18 protein-coding genes and 1 pseudogene are annotated in these 16,259 nt (G+C 70.6%); 10 read left to right on the forward strand and 9 right to left on the reverse strand.

Features of this window, described 5'->3' with window-relative positions; all coding sequences use genetic code 11:
- Nucleotides 1-23: 23 nt before the first annotated feature.
- Nucleotides 24-2,360, forward strand: a complete 2,337-nt coding sequence (locus ACR68M_RS25275) for a M4 family metallopeptidase (protein WP_441246406.1) — start codon at nucleotides 24-26, stop codon at nucleotides 2,358-2,360.
- Nucleotides 2,361-2,481: 121 nt separating this feature from the next.
- Nucleotides 2,482-2,820, forward strand: coding sequence for a P-II family nitrogen regulator (locus ACR68M_RS25280; RefSeq protein WP_441246407.1), 339 nt, complete (start codon nucleotides 2,482-2,484; stop codon nucleotides 2,818-2,820).
- 21 nt (nucleotides 2,821-2,841) lie between these two features.
- On the opposite strand, the gene ACR68M_RS25285 is transcribed toward ACR68M_RS25280, so the two are convergent.
- Together ACR68M_RS25285 and ACR68M_RS25290 are read right to left on the reverse strand one after the other, a co-directional pair.
- Nucleotides 2,842-3,696, reverse strand: coding sequence for a hypothetical protein (locus ACR68M_RS25285; RefSeq protein WP_441246408.1), 855 nt, complete (start codon nucleotides 3,694-3,696; stop codon nucleotides 2,842-2,844).
- Between the two features lie 48 nt (nucleotides 3,697-3,744).
- Entirely contained in the window at nucleotides 3,745-4,251 is a 507-nt protein-coding gene (locus ACR68M_RS25290) for a SigE family RNA polymerase sigma factor (RefSeq protein WP_441246409.1), read from the reverse strand.
- Nucleotides 4,252-4,514: 263 nt separating this feature from the next.
- On the opposite strand from ACR68M_RS25290, the gene ACR68M_RS25295 reads away from it, so the two are divergent.
- Together ACR68M_RS25295 and ACR68M_RS25300 are read left to right on the forward strand one after the other, a co-directional pair.
- Nucleotides 4,515-6,251 carry a carbohydrate-binding module family 20 domain-containing protein gene (locus ACR68M_RS25295; protein ID WP_441246410.1) on the forward strand — a complete coding sequence of 579 codons (1,737 nt, stop codon included), beginning with the start codon at nucleotides 4,515-4,517 and terminating at the stop codon, nucleotides 6,249-6,251.
- Between the two features lie 62 nt (nucleotides 6,252-6,313).
- The gene (locus ACR68M_RS25300; RefSeq protein WP_441246411.1) at nucleotides 6,314-6,577 is read left to right on the forward strand and encodes a hypothetical protein; all 264 of its coding nucleotides are present in this window, start codon (nucleotides 6,314-6,316) and stop codon (nucleotides 6,575-6,577) included.
- Between the two features lie 12 nt (nucleotides 6,578-6,589).
- On the opposite strand, the gene ACR68M_RS25305 is transcribed toward ACR68M_RS25300, so the two are convergent.
- Entirely contained in the window at nucleotides 6,590-7,351 is a 762-nt protein-coding gene (locus ACR68M_RS25305) for an SDR family oxidoreductase (protein WP_441246412.1), read from the reverse strand.
- Nucleotides 7,352-7,715: 364 nt separating this feature from the next.
- On the opposite strand from ACR68M_RS25305, the gene ACR68M_RS25310 reads away from it, so the two are divergent.
- Nucleotides 7,716-8,714, forward strand: a complete 999-nt coding sequence (locus tag ACR68M_RS25310; protein ID WP_441246413.1) for an alpha/beta hydrolase — start codon at nucleotides 7,716-7,718, stop codon at nucleotides 8,712-8,714.
- A 3-nt stretch (nucleotides 8,715-8,717) separates the two neighbouring features.
- Here ACR68M_RS25310 and ACR68M_RS25315 read toward each other — a convergent pair whose 3' ends face one another.
- A complete protein-coding gene (locus tag ACR68M_RS25315; protein ID WP_441246414.1) occupies nucleotides 8,718-9,173 on the reverse strand; it encodes an SRPBCC family protein in 456 nt (151 codons plus the stop codon).
- A 208-nt stretch (nucleotides 9,174-9,381) separates the two neighbouring features.
- Between ACR68M_RS25315 and ACR68M_RS25320 the strand changes: the two genes are divergently transcribed.
- A complete protein-coding gene (locus tag ACR68M_RS25320; protein WP_441246415.1) occupies nucleotides 9,382-10,110 on the forward strand; it encodes a hemerythrin domain-containing protein in 729 nt (242 codons plus the stop codon).
- A gap of 12 nt (nucleotides 10,111-10,122) precedes the next feature.
- Here the strand turns inward: ACR68M_RS25320 and ACR68M_RS25325 are convergent, their stop codons facing one another.
- On the reverse strand, nucleotides 10,123-10,668 hold the full coding sequence (locus ACR68M_RS25325) for a DUF1697 domain-containing protein (protein WP_441246416.1): 546 nt from the start codon (nucleotides 10,666-10,668) through the stop codon (nucleotides 10,123-10,125).
- 72 nt (nucleotides 10,669-10,740) lie between these two features.
- Between ACR68M_RS25325 and ACR68M_RS25330 the strand changes: the two genes are divergently transcribed.
- Entirely contained in the window at nucleotides 10,741-11,214 is a 474-nt protein-coding gene (locus tag ACR68M_RS25330) for a pyridoxamine 5'-phosphate oxidase family protein (RefSeq protein WP_441246417.1), read from the forward strand.
- A 19-nt stretch (nucleotides 11,215-11,233) separates the two neighbouring features.
- Here ACR68M_RS25330 and ACR68M_RS25335 read toward each other — a convergent pair whose 3' ends face one another.
- Together ACR68M_RS25335 and ACR68M_RS25340 are read right to left on the reverse strand one after the other, a co-directional pair.
- Nucleotides 11,234-11,593 (reverse strand): arsenate reductase family protein, encoded by a 360-nt coding sequence (locus ACR68M_RS25335; protein WP_441246418.1) that lies wholly within the window; start codon nucleotides 11,591-11,593, stop codon nucleotides 11,234-11,236.
- Between the two features lie 21 nt (nucleotides 11,594-11,614).
- On the reverse strand, nucleotides 11,615-12,745 hold the full coding sequence (locus tag ACR68M_RS25340) for an FAD-dependent oxidoreductase (protein ID WP_441246419.1): 1,131 nt from the start codon (nucleotides 12,743-12,745) through the stop codon (nucleotides 11,615-11,617).
- Nucleotides 12,746-12,852: 107 nt separating this feature from the next.
- Between ACR68M_RS25340 and ACR68M_RS25345 the strand changes: the two genes are divergently transcribed.
- Together ACR68M_RS25345 and ACR68M_RS25350 are read left to right on the forward strand one after the other, a co-directional pair.
- Nucleotides 12,853-13,425 (forward strand): TetR/AcrR family transcriptional regulator, encoded by a 573-nt coding sequence (locus ACR68M_RS25345; RefSeq protein WP_441246420.1) that lies wholly within the window; start codon nucleotides 12,853-12,855, stop codon nucleotides 13,423-13,425.
- Between the two features lie 57 nt (nucleotides 13,426-13,482).
- A pseudogene (locus tag ACR68M_RS25350) lies at nucleotides 13,483-14,302 on the forward strand (transposase).
- Between the two features lie 140 nt (nucleotides 14,303-14,442).
- On the opposite strand, the gene ACR68M_RS25355 reads toward ACR68M_RS25350, so the two are convergent.
- Nucleotides 14,443-14,883, reverse strand: a complete 441-nt coding sequence (locus ACR68M_RS25355; protein ID WP_441246421.1) for a nuclear transport factor 2 family protein — start codon at nucleotides 14,881-14,883, stop codon at nucleotides 14,443-14,445.
- Between the two features lie 119 nt (nucleotides 14,884-15,002).
- Between ACR68M_RS25355 and ACR68M_RS25360 the strand changes: the two genes are divergently transcribed.
- Entirely contained in the window at nucleotides 15,003-15,575 is a 573-nt protein-coding gene (locus tag ACR68M_RS25360) for a TetR/AcrR family transcriptional regulator (RefSeq protein ID WP_441246422.1), read from the forward strand.
- Between the two features lie 102 nt (nucleotides 15,576-15,677).
- On the opposite strand, the gene ACR68M_RS25365 is transcribed toward ACR68M_RS25360, so the two are convergent.
- Nucleotides 15,678-16,259, reverse strand: coding sequence for a lytic transglycosylase domain-containing protein (locus tag ACR68M_RS25365; protein ID WP_441246423.1), 582 nt, complete (start codon nucleotides 16,257-16,259; stop codon nucleotides 15,678-15,680).

Here is a 16,259-nt window from a genome sequence, read left to right on the forward strand (position 1 = left end):
GACCGGTCGGAAAAGGAGTCCGCATGTCCCGCCACACCAATGTCCGGGTGACCATGGCCGCCCTGGCCGCGACCACCGCCCTGCTGGTGACCGGCATACCGGTCGTCGCCAGTGCCGCCTCGTCGGCCCCGCAGGCCGTCGCCGCGCAGCAGGCCGCCGTGGCCAACCGTGCCGCTCTGATCGCCGACGCCGGCCAGCAGAGCGCCTCGATCGCCCAGAGCCTGGGCCTCGGCAGCCAGGAGAAGCTGGTCGTCAAGGACGTCATCGCTGACGCCAACGGCACCAAGCACATCCGCTACGAGCGGACCTACGCCGGTCTGCCCGTGCTCGGCGGTGACATGATCGTGCACCAGACCGCCGGTGGTGTCACCAAGAGCGTGGACAAGGCCAGCAACGCGCAGCTCGGCACCATCAACACCACCCCGGCCCTGGCCGCGCCCAAGGCGCAGGCCGCCGCGCTGGCCGCCGAGTCCGGCTCCGCCCTCAGCACCGCCCCGCGCCTGGTGATCTACGCGGCCAACGGCACCCCGACCCTGGCCTGGGAGACGGTCGTCTCCGGCAAGGAGTCCGACGGCACCCCGAGCAAGCTGCACGTGGTGACCGACGCCAAGACCGGCACGGTGCTCTTCAAGAACGAGGGCATCAACACCGGCACCGGCACCGGCGTCTTCGTCGGCAACGTCACCATCGGCACCACGCTGTCGGGTTCGACGTACCAGATGAAGGACAACACCCGCGGTGGGATGTACACCACCAACATGGCGAACGGGACCTCCGGCAACGGCACCCTGTACACCAAGTCCACCGACGTGTGGGGCAACGGCTCGGCCAGCAACGGTGAGTCGGCCGCCGTCGACGCCCACTACGGCGTCGAGATGACCTGGGACTTCTACAAGAACACCTTCAACCGCAACGGCATCCGCAACGACGGTGTCGGCGCGTACTCCCGGGTGCACTACGACACCAACTACACCAACGCGTTCTGGGACGACACCTGCTTCTGCATGACCTACGGTGACGGGTCGGGCAACACCCACCCGCTGACCGAGATCGACGTCGCGGGCCACGAGATGAGCCACGGTGTCACCGCGGCCACCGCGAACCTGAACTACTCGGGTGAGTCCGGCGGCCTCAACGAGGCCACCTCGGACATCATGGGCACGATGGTGGAGTTCTACGCCAACAACCCCAAGGACAACCCCGACTACCTCATCGGCGAGCTGATCGACCTCAACGGAAACGGCACGCCGCTCCGTTACATGGACCAGCCCTCCAAGGACGGCCAGTCGGCCGACTACTGGTCCTCGACGGTCGGCAACAAGGACGTCCACTACTCGTCCGGTGTCGCCAACCACTTCTTCTACCTGCTGTCCGAGGGCAGCGGCGCGAAGACCGTCAACGGGGTCAACTACAACAGCCCGACCTCCAACGGGTCGACCCTGACCGGCATCGGCCGGGACAAGGCCGCGCAGATCTGGTACCGCGCGCTGAGCACCTACATGACCTCCACCACCAACTACGCCGCCGCGCGTACCGCGACCATCAACGCGGCCAACGACCTGTACGGCGCCGGCAGCGCCGAGGCGAACGCGGTGGCCAACACCTGGGCCGCCGTCAACGTCGGCACCGTGGTGAGCGGCACGCCCACCGTCACGAACCCGGGCAACCAGACCACCGCGCTGAACGGCACGGCCAACCTGCAGATCAACGCCAGCGGCGGCACCGCTCCGCTGACCTTCTCGGCCACCGGTCTGCCGACCGGCCTGTCGATCAGCACCAGCGGCAAGATCACCGGCACCGCGACGGCCGCCGGCACGTACAACGTGTCCGTCACCGCCAAGGACGCCGCCAACAAGACCGGCTCCACCAGCTTCACCTGGACGGTCAGCACCGGTGGCGGCGGTGGCTGCACCCCGGCGCAGCTGCTCGGCAACGCGGGCTTCGAGACCGGCTCCGCCGCCCCGTGGACGGCGACCTCCGGTGTGGTCGACAACAGCGCCTCGCAGGCCGCCCACTCGGGCTCCTGGAAGGCGTGGATGAACGGCTACGGCTCCGCGCACACCGACTCGGTGTCGCAGACCGTCACCATCCCGGCCGGCTGCAAGGCGAGCCTGAGCTTCTGGCTGCACATCGACACCGCCGAGACCGGCACCACGGCCTACGACAAGCTCACGGTCACGGCCAACGGCACCGCGCTGAAGACCTACTCCAACGTGGACGCGGCCACCGGCTACGCCCAGCGCACCTTCGACCTCTCGGCCTACGCCGGCCAGAGCGTCACGATCAAGTTCAACGGTGTCGAGGACTCCTCGCTCCAGACCAGCTTCGTGATCGACGACACCGCCGTCACGACCAGCTGATCCACCCTCACCCCCTGCGGGTGAAGCGCTGAACGACAGGTGAGTGGGGCCCGGCGGCTGCTGACGCCGGGCTCCACTTCGTCGTTCCCACGTACGATTTCCCCGCGTACGATGCGGCCCCATGAAGCTGATAACCGCCGTCGTCCGGCCGCAGTCGCTCGGCGAGGTCCGCCAGGCGCTCACCGCGCTCGGGGTCTCGGGCCTGACCGTGACCGAGGCGAGCGGCTACGGGCGCCAGCGCGGGCACACCGAGGTGTACCGGGGAGCGGAGTACCGGATCGAGCTGACGCCCAAGGTGCGGCTGGAGCTCGTGGTCGAGGACGAGGAGGCCGAGCCGGTGATCGCCGCGATCGTCACGGCGGCCCGGACGGGACGGATCGGCGACGGCAAGGTCTGGGCCGTGCCGGTGGACACCGTCGTCCGGGTCCGGACAGGCGAAAGCGGGCCGGCCGCCGTCTGACGGACCGGCCCGCAGCCGGGGCTAGTTGACGACCGGGATCGTCTTCGCCAGCTCGGCGCCCTGGGCGGCCAGCTCGGCGGGCACCTTGGCCATCCAGTTGTGCGAGCTGGTCACGTGGTTGGACCAGGGGGCGAGCGTCTGGGCCGACTTGTGGCTCGGGACGAGCGCCCCGCCGCGCTGGACGCAGGTGCGAAGCGTCAGCCGGACCGCGAGGTCGTCGGTGTGCTTGATGTCGAGCTGCACGGGCGAGCAGTCGGCCGTGGCGTCCCAGTCACCCATGGCCTGGATGGTCGACTTGTCGAAGGCCATGGTGCCCGGCGTGCAGTCCGGCCGGGAGTCGCCGGCCTTGCCGTCGCTGTTGCAGTCGGTGGCGGGCAGGCCCGTGACGTGGTCACGTTCGGAGAGGGTGATCCACACCGGGCCCTGCCCGCTGTCGGCCTCGACGGAGATGCTGGTCGCACCCGGCAGCTTGGCCCAGTCGGGCTGGCCCGGCTTGTAGTTGGTCAGCTTGGTGCCGGCGGGCAGCAGCCCGGAGACGATCTTCAGCATCGCGTCGCTGTTGAGCGGCACGGAGCCTGTCGCCGGGGTCGTCGGGGTGCCCCCGGCGCCGGGCGTGATGCCGACGGCGGTCGGGTCGGCCGCCGGGGCGGCGGCCTGGACGACGGCTCCCTTGTCGTGGCCGGGCTGCAGGCCGAGCGCGGTGCCGGTGGTGGCCAGGGCCGCCACGGCCGCCGCGGCGCCGGCGATCTGCAGGCGTCGGCGGAACCGCAGCTTGCGGCCCTGCCGGTCGGCCTCGGCGACGATGGCGTGGATCGGCGGGTGCAGGCGCTCGGCGTCCTGCGCGAGCTGGTGGCCGAGCTGCTCTTCGAGGTTCATGCGGGGCTCCAAGTCGGTGATTCGATGGGGTTGGTGCGGTGACGCGCGTCAGTGCCGGTGGAGCAGCTCGCGATCCTCGGCGAGGATCTCCCGCAGCTTGGCCAGTGAGCGGGTGTTGAGGCTCTTCACGGCCCCCACGGAGAGGCCCAGGAGGTCGGCCACGCCCTCGGTGCTGTAGTCCTCCAGGTAGTGCAGCACCACCACCGCCCGGTTCCGGGGCGGGAGTTGGGCCACAGCGGCGGCCAGGGTGAGCCGCAGGTCGTTGCCGTCCGGCCCGGTCGTGGCCTCCGGCAACTCGGCCGTGACGAGCTCGGAGGAACGCCGCAGCCGCCGGTGCGAGAGGTAGGTGCGCAGCAGCACCTTGCGGGCGTAGGCGTCCAGGCCCGGTTCGTCCCGGCCCCGGCGCAGCCGGGTCCAGGCGGCGAACATCTTGGCCAGGGTGACCTGGACGAGATCCTGCGCCTGGTGCCAGTCGCCGCACATCAGATAGGCGAGCTGGAAGAGCCGGCGAGCCCTGGTACTCGCGAACTCCTCGAAGCTGACTGCGCTCTCCATCAGGTCGTCCCCCGTGCGTTTCGGTGTGGTCGCGGCGTCAACCGAACTAGACGCCCGCACCTCCCGGCGGAGTCTCACGACTCGGGCGGAGAAGTTTCCGGTCTGCCCTTTGGGGCCGAAACCGAACCGTTGTGCGGCGTGCCTTGACGAGCCCGGCGGTCGCTCGTAAGTTCGGCGCACTGCAAGGTTCCAGCAAGTTTCAGAGGAAGCTTGCAGACGTTCACTTCGGCACCCCCCACCCCTGCCGTCGCTCTGGAGACACCGTGGTCACCACCTCCGCCGCCCGTCGGCGCGCCCGTACGGCGGGCGCCCTCGGCGCGTCCGCCGCCCTCGCCCTCTCGATAGGCACGGGCCTCACCATCGCCCCGGCGGCCCAGGCCGCCCCGCCTTCCACCAAGGACGTCACCGCCACCCTATTCGAGTGGAAGTTCGACTCCGTCGCCAAGGCCTGCACCGACACCCTCGGCCCCAAGGGTTACGGCTTCGTCGAGGTCTCCCCGGCCCAGGAGCACATCCAGGGCCCGCAGTGGTGGACCTCCTACCAGCCCGTCAGCTACAAGATCGCCGGGCGGCTCGGCGACCGCGCCTCGTTCCAGCACATGGTGAGCACCTGCCACGCGGCAGGCGTCAAGGTGATCGCGGACTCGGTGATCAACCACATGTCGGCCGGCTCCGGCACGGGCACCGGCGGCATCGCCTACACCAAGTACAACTACCCCGGGTACTACCAGGACCAGGACTTCCACTCCTGCCGCCAGGCGATCAGCAACTACAACGACCGCTCCAACGTGCAGAACTGCGAGCTGGTCAACCTCGCCGACCTGAACACCGGCAGCGCCTACGTGCAGCAGACCATCGCCAACTACCTGAACGACCTGCTGAGCCTCGGCGTGGACGGATTCCGGATCGACGCGGCCAAGCACATCGCCGCGAGCGACCTGAGCGCCGTCAAGGCGAAGATGACCAACCCCAACGCGTACTGGGTGCAGGAGGTCATCTACGGCGCGGGCGAGCCCATCCAGCCCACCGAGTACACCGGCACCGGGGATGTGGACGAGTTCCGCTCCGGCACCTGGCTGAAGAGCGCCTTCTCCGGCGGCAGCATCGCCTCGCTCTCGAACTGGGGCTCCGGGCTGCTCCCCGGCGCCCAGGCCCGCACCTTCGTCGACAACTGGGACACCGAGCGCAACGGCTCGACCCTCACCTACAAGGACGGCAACAGCTATACCCTGGCCAACGTCTTCATGCTGGCCTTCCCGTACGGCTCGCCCAACGTCTACTCCGGCTACGCCTTCGCCGCCAACGACGACGGGCCGCCCAACGGCGGTACGGTCAACGCCTGTTACACCGACGGCTGGAACTGCACGCACGCCTGGCAGCCCGTCGCCAACATGGTCGGCTTCCGCAACGCTGTCGCGGGCACCGGCGTGACGAACTGGTGGTCCGACGGGAGCAACGCGATCGCCTTCGGTCGGGGCAGCAAGGGCTACGTCGCGATCAACCACGAAGGCTCGGCCGTCACCCAGACCTTCCAGACCTCCCTCCCGGCCGGCTCCTACTGCGACGTCGAGCACGGCGACCCCGCCAACGGCGGCTGCACCGGCGCCAGTTACACCGTCGGCTCGGACGGCCGCTTCACCGCGACGGTCGGCGCGGGCGACTCCCTCGCGCTCTACGTCGGCGCCCCCGGCAGCGGCACGAGCTCCGCCCACGGCGCCTCCTTCGCGGTCAACGCGAGCACCGTCTACGGCCAGAACATCTACGTCGTCGGCAGCACCACCGGCCTGGGCGCCTGGGACACCGGCAAGGCCCTGCCGCTCTCCTCGGCGAGCTACCCGGTCTGGAAGCTGGACGTCACGATGCCGGCCGGCACCGCCTTCGAGTACAAGTACGTCCGCAAGGACGCGAGCGGCGCCGTCACCTGGGAGTCCGGGGCCAACCGCACCGCGACCGTCCCCGCCAGTGGCCTGATCACCCTGAACGACACCTGGCGCAACTGACCCCCACCCGGCCGCCGGTCACGGCCGAGCCCCCGAAACCCCTCGAAGGAGTGGCCCGGCCGGTGTCCCCCCGGACCCTGGCCGCCACCCCTGGCAGCATCGACGGGATGACCAGCACCCCCGGCGCCCCCGCCGTCCTCGACCTCCAGCTCTACGGCGGACGCTGGGACGGCCACCACAAGCGCGTCCGGGCCGCCGCCCCACCCCCGTCCCTCCGGATGGCCCTGCGCACCGAACTCCCCGCCACCGAGGTCGGCGAGTACTGGCCCACCACCAGCATCTACCGCCTCGAACCCGGCTACTACCGCCACTCCCACGACGAGTAGTGGTAGCAGCTGCTAACCCCGCCCGATGTACGGCATCGCGGTGGCCAGCACGGTCGCGAACTGGACGTTGGCCTCCAGGGGGAGTTCGGCCATGTGCCGGACGGTCCGGGCGACGTCGGCCACGTCCATGGTGGGCTCGGCGGCCACCCGGCCGTCGGCCTGGGTGACGCCGGTGCTCATCGCCGCCGTCATGTCCGTCGCCGCGTTGCCGATGTCGATCTGGCCGCAGGCGATCCGGTACGGGCGGCCGTCCAGCGAGAGCGACTTCGTCAGGCCGGTGACGGCGTGCTTGGTCGCCGTGTACGCGATGCTGTTCGGGCGCGGGACGTGGGCGGAGATCGAGCCGTTGTTGATGATGCGGCCGCCCTGCGGGCGCTGCGCCTTCATCTGCCGGAAGGCCCCCTGCGCGCAGAGGAAGGCACCGGTCAGGTTGAGGTCGACCACGCTGCGCCACGCCTCGTACGACAGCTCCTCGACGGGCACGGACACCCCGAACGTCCCCGCGTTGTTGAACAGCAGGTCGAGCCGCCCGAAGCGCTCGGCGGTCTCGGCGAACAGCGCGTCCACGGCGGCCGGGTCGGTGACATCCGTCGGCACCACCACCGCGCCCGGCCCGCCGGCCAAAGCGGCGGCAGCCAGCGCGGCGGTCTCCAGCAGCGGCTCGTTGCGGCGCCCGGCGAGTACCAGCTGCCAGCCCGCTGCGGCGAGCTCCAGGGCGACGGCGCGTCCGACGCCCGTGCCGGCTCCGGTGACGACGGCGATCTGGTCCGGCATGGTGGGCTCCTCGGGGTGCGGTGGCGCTCCCATGATCGTGCACGGGCGCCGGGCGGGGCACTCATAGAAGCCTCCAATCCTCGCCCCCGGCAGGCCGGTCCGCCTGGTGAGATCTCCGCTGCGCCGCCGCCGCGACCCGCCGCAACCCCCGCCGATCGGCGGGTATGCAGAGCTTTGTCCGGTTGACCTGCAACCGGTTTTCTCGGGCCGTACGTCATAGGATTCGCAGTCGGCGCTGTGCTCCGGACGGAGCCGTCGCGCCGCCCCACCTCGGGGCCCCGCCCGGATCGGTCGACCGGGCGTGAGATCGGTCGGAGAGATACTCACAGTGCAGTCGCTGTCGCAGCCCACCCGCACTCGCGCCGTGCTCCTCGGAGCCACGGCGCTCGCCCTCACCACCGCGCTGGCGGCCTGCGGCAGTACGGGCTCGAAGCCGGGCTCCGACGCCAAGCCCGCCGCGCACACCGTGCCCAGCGCCACCCCAAGTGCCCCGCCGAGCAGCACCCCGCCGCCGAAGCCCTCCAAGGTGCTGATGCCGACCGGCCCGGCCGCCGACCTCAGGACAGTCCGGACGACCGGTGCCGGGCCGATCCTGATGACCACCCTGACCGGGAAGAAGTCCGGCGTCTCCGGCAAGGTCTGGGTCTGGCTGCCGCCGCAGTACAACGACCCGAAGTACGCCAAGTACGGCTTCCCCGTGCTGACGCTCTACGCGGGCGGCCAGAGCGCGGGCTACAACACCTGGACGGACAATCAGCTGCCGATCCAGGAGGCCGACGCCCAGCTCAGCCAGCAGGGACAGGCGCACCCGTTCATCATGATCATGCCGGTGCAGAACCTGGACTCCAACGAGGCCATGGCGCTGGAGTGCAGTGACATCCCGGGCCAGCCCAAGATCGGCACCTGGATGGCCGAGGACATCCCCGACTTCGTCCGGGCCAACTTCCGCACCGTCAAGGGACGCGACGGCTGGGGCGTGATGGGTACCTCCACCGGTGCGTTCTGCAGCGCCAAGCTGGCGATGCAGCACCCCGGCGTGTTCAAGGCCGCGGTGCCGATCGACGGCTACTTCACCCCGGACTCCCCGCTCTGGAAGGGCCACGAGGCCGAGCGCCTCGCCAACAGCCCGGACATCCTGGTCAGCCAGAGCAAGGCCGACGTCCGGATGCTCGCCACCTCCGGCGGGGCCAACGCCTACGAGACCAAGCTGGTCAAGAACTGGGTCGCCAAGGCGGCCGCGCCGCTCACCATCGACTACTACGAGCAGCCCGGCGGCAAGCACCTCACCTCCGACTTCAAGAAGATGATCCCCAACACCCTCCAGTGGCTCACCAAGAACCTCGCCGGCCCCCAGACCGACTGAGGCCTACGGCTGGGTGGCCGACTCCGCGTACGCCTTGATCCCGTCCAGGTAGCCGGACTCCGGGTAGCTGCTCAGGGCGTGCCCGTACGCGGGGTTGCCCTCGGACCACTGGTCGAGGACGAGCTCCAACTCGGTGGCCGTGCCGCCCTCGGCGGGGTGCAGGGTGTGCGTCATCCGGCAGGAGGTCTCGGCGTGCCGCTCGTTGTGCACCGGGCCGGGGTGCTGGCGGTAGCCGAAGCTGAGCGGCGGCTCGTACGAGGTGATCTCGCCGTACACCTGCACGATCCGCTGCCCGGCCTCGTCGTACCCGACGAACTCCACCAGGGCGCCCGGCTCGAAGGACGACTCGATCTCGGAGCCGAAGAGCGTCGCCCGGGTGCCCTCGGAGGTCGTCAGCGCGGCCCAGACCCGCTCGGGTGCGGCGGCGATCGTCACTCGGTAGTTCAGCGTCTCTGTCATGACCGCACGATAGAACGGGACACCGACAGCCCAGCGGCGGCCGTCGCGCGAGCCATGGCCGAAAACCGCTCGCAGGCCGCTGACCTGCACGTCAATCAGACATTGATTCGACTCTGATGAGCTGTCATCACCCTGGAGATCCGAGTCGGGGCGCTGCGGTCCGGTGTCCGGCCCGGCTCAGTCTCCGCCAGTCCGTGAAGAGAGTGCGATGCCCAGCTATCTGCTGCCCGTCGAGTCCGTGTCGATCCCCGCCCAGCAGGGCCGGGAGCGCGACGTCCAGCCTGCGGTCGCGCCGATCCCCTTCGCCGGCCTGAGCCTCGTCCACGCCGCGCTGCGCCGTGACCTGGCCCGGCTGCCCAACGCACTGCGCCTGCTCCAGCCCGAGGACACCGCCGGAGCCCAGGCGCTGCAACGGCACTGGGACTTCGTCACCGCCATGCTCACCTGCCACCACGAGCAGCAGGACACCCGGCTCTGGCCGCTGCTGCGCCGCTTCGCCCCGGAGCTGCGGCTGCTGCTCAACTGGCTGGAGTCCGACCACCACAACCTCGACCACTCCTTCACCCGGGTCACCACCCTGGTCCGGATAGCCACCCGTGACCCCGCCAGCAGCTGGCCGGTGGCGTACGCGGTGGAGGAGCTGGCCGCCAGGCTGGAGACCCACCTGCGGATCGAGGAGCGCCAGCTGCTGCCCCGGATGGCCGGGGTCTTCCCCGCCGGTTCGCGGATCGGCACCCTGCCGGAGCTGCTCGACCTGCTGGCTGCCGCCGAGGGCCCTGCCCCCTCCGACGCCCTGGTCTGGCTGCTGGAGGGCGTCGACGAGCGCCAGGTCGACCGGCTGATCGCCGACTGCGACGACGCGACGGCCCGTCAGTGGCCGCACTGGCGTGACACCTACGCCCGCTGCACCGACCAGCTCTGGGGCACCACGCTCTGATCTTCTTCTTCGTCAGTCCTTCTGGGCGGCGGCCAGGATCTTCACCGTGGTGTGGAAGAACCGCGAGGTGCCGCTGCCCCGGTACGACTTCGGGAAGGCCGTGGCGGGGTTGCCGCCGAGCCGCCCGCCGCGCAGGTGCATCACCACGTACGCCGCGCCCGGCGTGGCCCCGACGATCTCCCAGTCACCCTTCGGGTCGACCACCGGGAAGGTGTAGTCGGCGGGTAGCGGCTCGGAGAGGTACACGACGCACAGCCGCAGCTCCGGCGTCACCTCGATCCCGGCGAACGGCTCCGCCGCGACCAGCTCCTCGACCTCCGCCACCGTCCGGAGCATGGCCGGTACGGCGTAGCCGAGGGCCGCCTCCAGGTGCTCCTCGATCCGGGCCGTGAGCGCCGCCCGGTCGGTCTCCTCGGAGTCGAAGAAGACGTTGCCGCTCTGGATGTACGAGCGGACGCGGCTCAGCCCCAGCTCGGCGAAGAGCGCCCGCAACCGCTCCATCTTCACCGTCCGTCCGCCGACGTTGACGGCCCGCAGGAATGCGATGTAGGTGGTCATCGCGCCAGTCTGACGTACCGCGCGCGAGTTTCGCCGGGGGAATTGTCGGTGGCCGCTGCAAGACTTGACGGCATGACCACTTGGCAGGATTTCGAGCACGAGGCCCCCGATCTGGCGCCCGCCGTTCGGGCCAGGTTCGAGGCGCACCGGCACCACGTGCTGGCCACGCTGCGCCGGAGCGGGGCACCGAGGGTGAGCGGCACCGAGGTGCAGTTCGTCGGGGCCGATCTCACCATCGGTTCGATGTACGGCGCGGTCAAGGCGATGGATCTGCGGCGCAATCCGCTCTTCGCCCTGCACAGCAACCCCGGCGACGAGTCGATGGCGGGCGGCGACGCCAAGGTCTCCGGCCGCGCCCTGGAGATCGTCGAAGAGGTCGACCTCTCCGGGTACGCGGCGGACCTCCCGGAGCCGCCGCCGCCCGGCCCGTTCCACGCCTTCCGGCTGGAGCCGACGGAGGTCGTCCTGACCACCGTCGAGGGCGATCACCTGCTGATCCGCTCCTGGCGTCCGGGGGAGGAGGTCAAGTCGGTGACCCGCTCCTGACCACCTCCCGGCGAGCTGCCTAGCCCGGCAGTACGGACTTCAGCACCTCCGGCGTCCGGGCCACCACGGCGTGCCCGTCGTCGGCCGTGATGATCGGCCGCTGGATGAGGATCGGGTGCTCCGCCAGCGCCGCGATCCAGCGGGCCCGGTCGGCCTCGGTGCGCGACCACTGCTTCATGCCCTGCTCCTTGGCCACCGCCTCGTCCAGCCGGGTGATGTCCCACGGCTCCAGCCCGAGCCGCCCGAGCACCTGCTCGATCTCCGCCGCGTTCGGCGGGTCCTCCAGGTAGCGGCGGACGGTGTAGTCGGCGCCGACGGCCTCCAGCTCGGTGAGGGCACTACGGCACTTCCCGCAGCGCGGGTTGATCCAGATCTCCATGCCGCTCACCCTAGGGCCTGCTCACCGGTAGTTGAGTTCGGCCAGGTTGGTGGCCACGCTGCGGCGGAAGGCGGGGAGGCGGCCGAGCAGCGGCAGGATGGTGTTGCGGAGGGCGCGCAGCGGCCCGGTGGCGGTGGAGATCCGGGTCAGCCGGTCGGTGAAGGCGACGACCTGCTGGGCGACCGGGCGGCGGCGTGCCTCGTACTGGTCCAGGTCGCCGGTGGCGAAGGCGCGGCCCAGCGCGTACGCGTCCTGGATGCCGGTGTTCATGCCCTGGCCGCCGGCCGGGCTGTGGACGTGGGCGGCGTCGCCCGCCAGGAGGAGGCGCCCGGCCCGGTAGCTGTCCGCGACCCGGTGGTGGACGCGGAAGCGGGAGGACCAGACCAGCTCGTCCACCCGGGCCTGGCCGGGGGCCCGCTCGTCGAGGAGCCGCTGGACGAAGGCGCGGTCGGGCTCGGCGGGGGCCTCCTCGACGGTGGCGACGACGCGGTAGCGGTTGCCCGGCAGCGGGGCGACGACGAAGACCCCGGCGGCGCTGAAGGTCAGCGCGACCTCCTCGGGGCCCGGGGCCCACTCCATGGTGACGTCGGCCAGGACGAAGGACTGACCGTACGCACCGCCGGTGAAGCCGATGCCGGCGGCCTCGCGGACGAGGCTGTGCATGCCGTCGGCGCCGACGGCGTAGGCCGCCCGGAGGTGCTCGCCGGTGCTCATGGTGAGGGTGACGCCGTCCGCGTCCTGCTCGACGGCGGTGACCTCGTACGGGCGGTGGACATCGCCGCCGAGCTCGCGCAGCCGCGTCAGCAGGACGTCCTCGGTGTCGTACTGCGGGGCGAGCAGGGCGTACGGGTACCGGGTGGGGAGGCCGGTGAAGGGGACGGTCAGCAGGCGGCGGGCGCCGTCGCGCACGGTGAACCGGCTCAGCTGCAGGCCCCGGGCGACCAGCTGGTCGGCGGCGCCGAGCTCCTCCAGGACCTCCAGGGTGCGGGCGTGCACCACGGCGGCCCGGGAGGTGTTGGCACCCTCGGCGAGGCGGTCGACGAGGACGAAGTCGATGCCGGACTGCGCCAGGGTGACAGCCAGCGCGAGGCCGGCCGGGCCGGCGCCGACGATTGCGACGCGGGTGGTCTCGGGAAGTGCGGTGCCGGTCATTCCGGGTGCCCCCTTCAGTGATGCCAACGGGTGTTGGCCAACGCTTGTTGACAATACTGGGGTGGCACGGCTGGCATGTCAACATCTGTTGGCCTACAGTTGTTGGCATGACGAACAGTGAGCAGGGCGGGCGGCGATCCGCCGAGGTCACCAGGGCAGCGATCCTCCGGGCCGCCCGGGACCGGTTCGCCGCTCAGGGGTACGAGCGCACCACCATCCGCGCGGTGGCGGGCGATGCCGGGATCGACCCGTCGATGGTGATGCGGTACTTCGGGAACAAGGAGCAGCTCTTCGACGCCGCACTGGCCATCGACCTCCGGCTGCCCGACCTGGTGGACGTCCGGCCGCAGGAGCTCGCGGAGGTGATCGTCCGGCACTTCCTGGCGCGCTGGGAGGGCGACCCGTCCGACGACGCCCTACTGGTCCTGCTGCGCTCGGCAGTCACCAACGAGCGCGCGGCCGAGCGGATGAACGTGATCTTCGGCGAGCAGGTCGCCCCCGTCCTCGCTGCCGCGCTCGGCCCAGGCGCCGCGCGCCGGGTCGGTGGCCTGGTGGCGGCCCAGCTGCTCGGGCTGGCCCTGACGCGCTACCTGCTGCGGCTCCCGGCCGTCGCTGGCCTGACCGCCGATCAGGTGGTGGCCACGCTGACCCCGGCCATCCGGGCGACCCTGGAGTCCTAAACGATTGATTCCAAGGGGTGGCTGCGCGCACGGGACGAGGGAGCCCGAAGTCAGGATGTGACGCCAGACGTGGACTCCCTCGTGACCGCACTCCATGTGAAGACTGACGACCTGTTGAAGGGTTCGCCGCAGCTTGCTCCGTGGCGTCCGGCAGTAGGCGTAGCTCCGCAGCTCAGTGATGCCGAGCTGGTGACGCTGGCGATGGTGCAGGCGATGCTCGGCTTCACCTTTTGGCCGGACTCATCCGGCGCACCAGCCGCGCGCTGGCCACGGACACCGCACAGCGGACCGACGACGTATGGGTCGTGGACTCCATGCCGGTCGAGTGCGGCCGCTCCCGGGAGACCGTCTAGCGGTCCGACCTGGCGGGCAGGACCCAGTACGACTACTGCGCGAGCCACTCGCGCTAGCCCTGGGGGCTTCGGCTGCACTGGTGTGCACTCTCGGCGGGCTGCCGATCGCTTTCGCGCTGACCGGGGCGAAGGTCGATGAGCGCGTGACCCTGCTCGACATCCTCGCCACCGAGCCGGCACTCCTCGACGGACGTCCCGGGCAGACGCTGATCGGCGACAAGAACTACTTCGGGCGCGAGTTCGAGACGCAACTGACAGAGCTGGGCGTCCAACTGCCGCGTCCGGCTCGCAAGGGCGAGGCCGAGCGGGCCGGATCACAGCTGTTCAAACCGTTGCGGCAGGTCATCGGGTCGACCAGCGAGACCTTCAAGGGACAGCTCGACCTGGAGCGCCACCGCGGCCGCACCCCCGGCGGTGTGATCGGCCGCGTACTCCAGCGGATTCTCGCGATGACCGCCGCCATCTGGCACAACCACCACACCGGCCAGTCCGTCATGCGCTCACTCACGGCCTACGATCACTGACCCCGCGCGGCTGATCATCGGCTCGGCAGCAGGGCAGGAGTGGCCATCCTCACGGCGGCTCCCGCCCAGGCCGCTGTCGGCGAACACGCAGCGGCCGAGACCCCTGGAGGGGGCCGGTGAGCCGCAGCACTGCATTCGCGTTACTTGCCGTCGAGTGCTGCCACCAACTGTGGCAGGGCGCCGCCGGCGGTGATGAGAGCCAAGTGGTCATGGAAGTCCCGGCTGTGGACGATCACGCCGTCGCGGACCCGCAGCACCTGGATGTTGGCGGACTCGAAGGTCCGCCCGGTCACCCGATGATGCACCCGGTAGTCCCACTCGGCGACGATCACCTCCGGGTCGTCGGTCTCCCGGATCACTACGTTCTCCGGGGTCAGCTCCACGGGACTGTGCGCGGCGACTTCCGCGAACCGTTCTGCGAGCATGGACCGCCCCTCGAACCGGCGCGGTCCAACCGGCTCGAAGACGGTCTCCACCACGGCGTCCTCGGCATAGAGCCCGGCCAGCTCCGAGAACCGCCCACCCCCGATGCCATCGAGCAGCTTCTGGAAGACCTCGCGCGGTGACAGCGTTTCGGACATGATCAACCCCCAGCGGGATCTGCCGCTAGAATCGGACTAGCGAATCCGCTTCAACGATACGGACTGGCTACTCCGGTTGTCTACTGCCGCTCTGCGGTCAACGGGGAAGGGTGGGGAGGATGAGCGGCACCGAGGGGCGCCCCCTACGGGCCGACGCGGCCCGTAACCGGGTCAAGCTGCTGGACGTCGCCACGGAGGTGTTCGCCACCCGCGGCGTCGGCGTGCCCACCGAAGAGATCGCCCGCGCCGCCGGCGTCGGCGTCGGCACGCTCTTCCGACACTTCCCGACCAAGGAAGCACTGCTGGAAGCCGTCATGGTGCGCCGGCTGGAGGCGATCGCCACCCAGGCCGCGCGGCTGGCCGCTGGGCCCGAGCCCGCCGACGCCTTCTTCGCCTGCTTCCGCCTGGTGATCGAGCAGTCCGCAGGCAAGAACGAGTTCGCCCAGGCACTCACAGCAGCCGGCGTGGACGCTCACGCGCCCCTGCGGGAGTCCAGCGAGGTGATTCGGGCGCAGCTGGCCGGGCTGCTGGACAGGGCGCAGCGGGCCGGGGCGGTCCGCCCGGATCTGGGGCTTCAGGAACTGATCGCCCTGCTGGCCGGCACCAGTGCGACGATGGAGTACCTCGGAGCCGACCCGGCGGCCCAGCAGCGGATCTTCGGTGTCGTCTTCGACGGGCTGCGGCCTCGCTGACCGGCGGTACATCGCCCCTCTCCGGGCCGTGCCCACCGGAACGTGGCCCAGACCGCCACGCGAGCATCAGCGGCACCCGGCCGACCCGTTGAAATAGATCATCTAGGCCGTTGTCCGCGCCGTAGGAGTCGGGTCGAGGTAGCGGAACAGCGCGGCGTACTTGTCGACCTTGGTGACGTACCCCTGCGTCTCCGGGTACGGCGGCACGCCCTTGTACTTGGTGACGGCGCCGGGGCCCGCGTTGTAGGCGGCGAGCATGTTGTCGGTCGCGTTGCCTGGCACCGAGGCGGTCTGCTGGGCCAGCCAGCAGTCGTACTTCGCCTGGGCGGGGACGGCGTCGGCGGGGTCGAAGACGTCCTTCGTGCCGTCCCGGTTGCCGTCGACGCCCCACTCGGCCCAGGTCTCGGGGGTGAACTGGGCGATGCCCTGGGCACCGGCGGCGGAGACGGCGCGGGCGTTGAAGTGGGACTCGGCGTAGAGCTGCCCGGCGATCAACGAGGGGGTGACGGCCGAGCAGGTCCGGGCCGCCGCGTCGATCAGCGGTACCAGGGCGGCCGGCACGGTCACCTTCTGCCGACCGCGCTCGACCAGGACGACGGTCGCGATGCCGGCCAGCAGCACCAGCACGGTCAGCCCGGCCGCCCATCGCCGTCGCCGCCGCTTCGTCCCGCTGTCGCTGCTCAT

This window comes from Kitasatospora sp. McL0602 (assembly GCF_052076145.1).
GTDB lineage: Bacteria > Actinomycetota > Actinomycetes > Streptomycetales > Streptomycetaceae > Kitasatospora.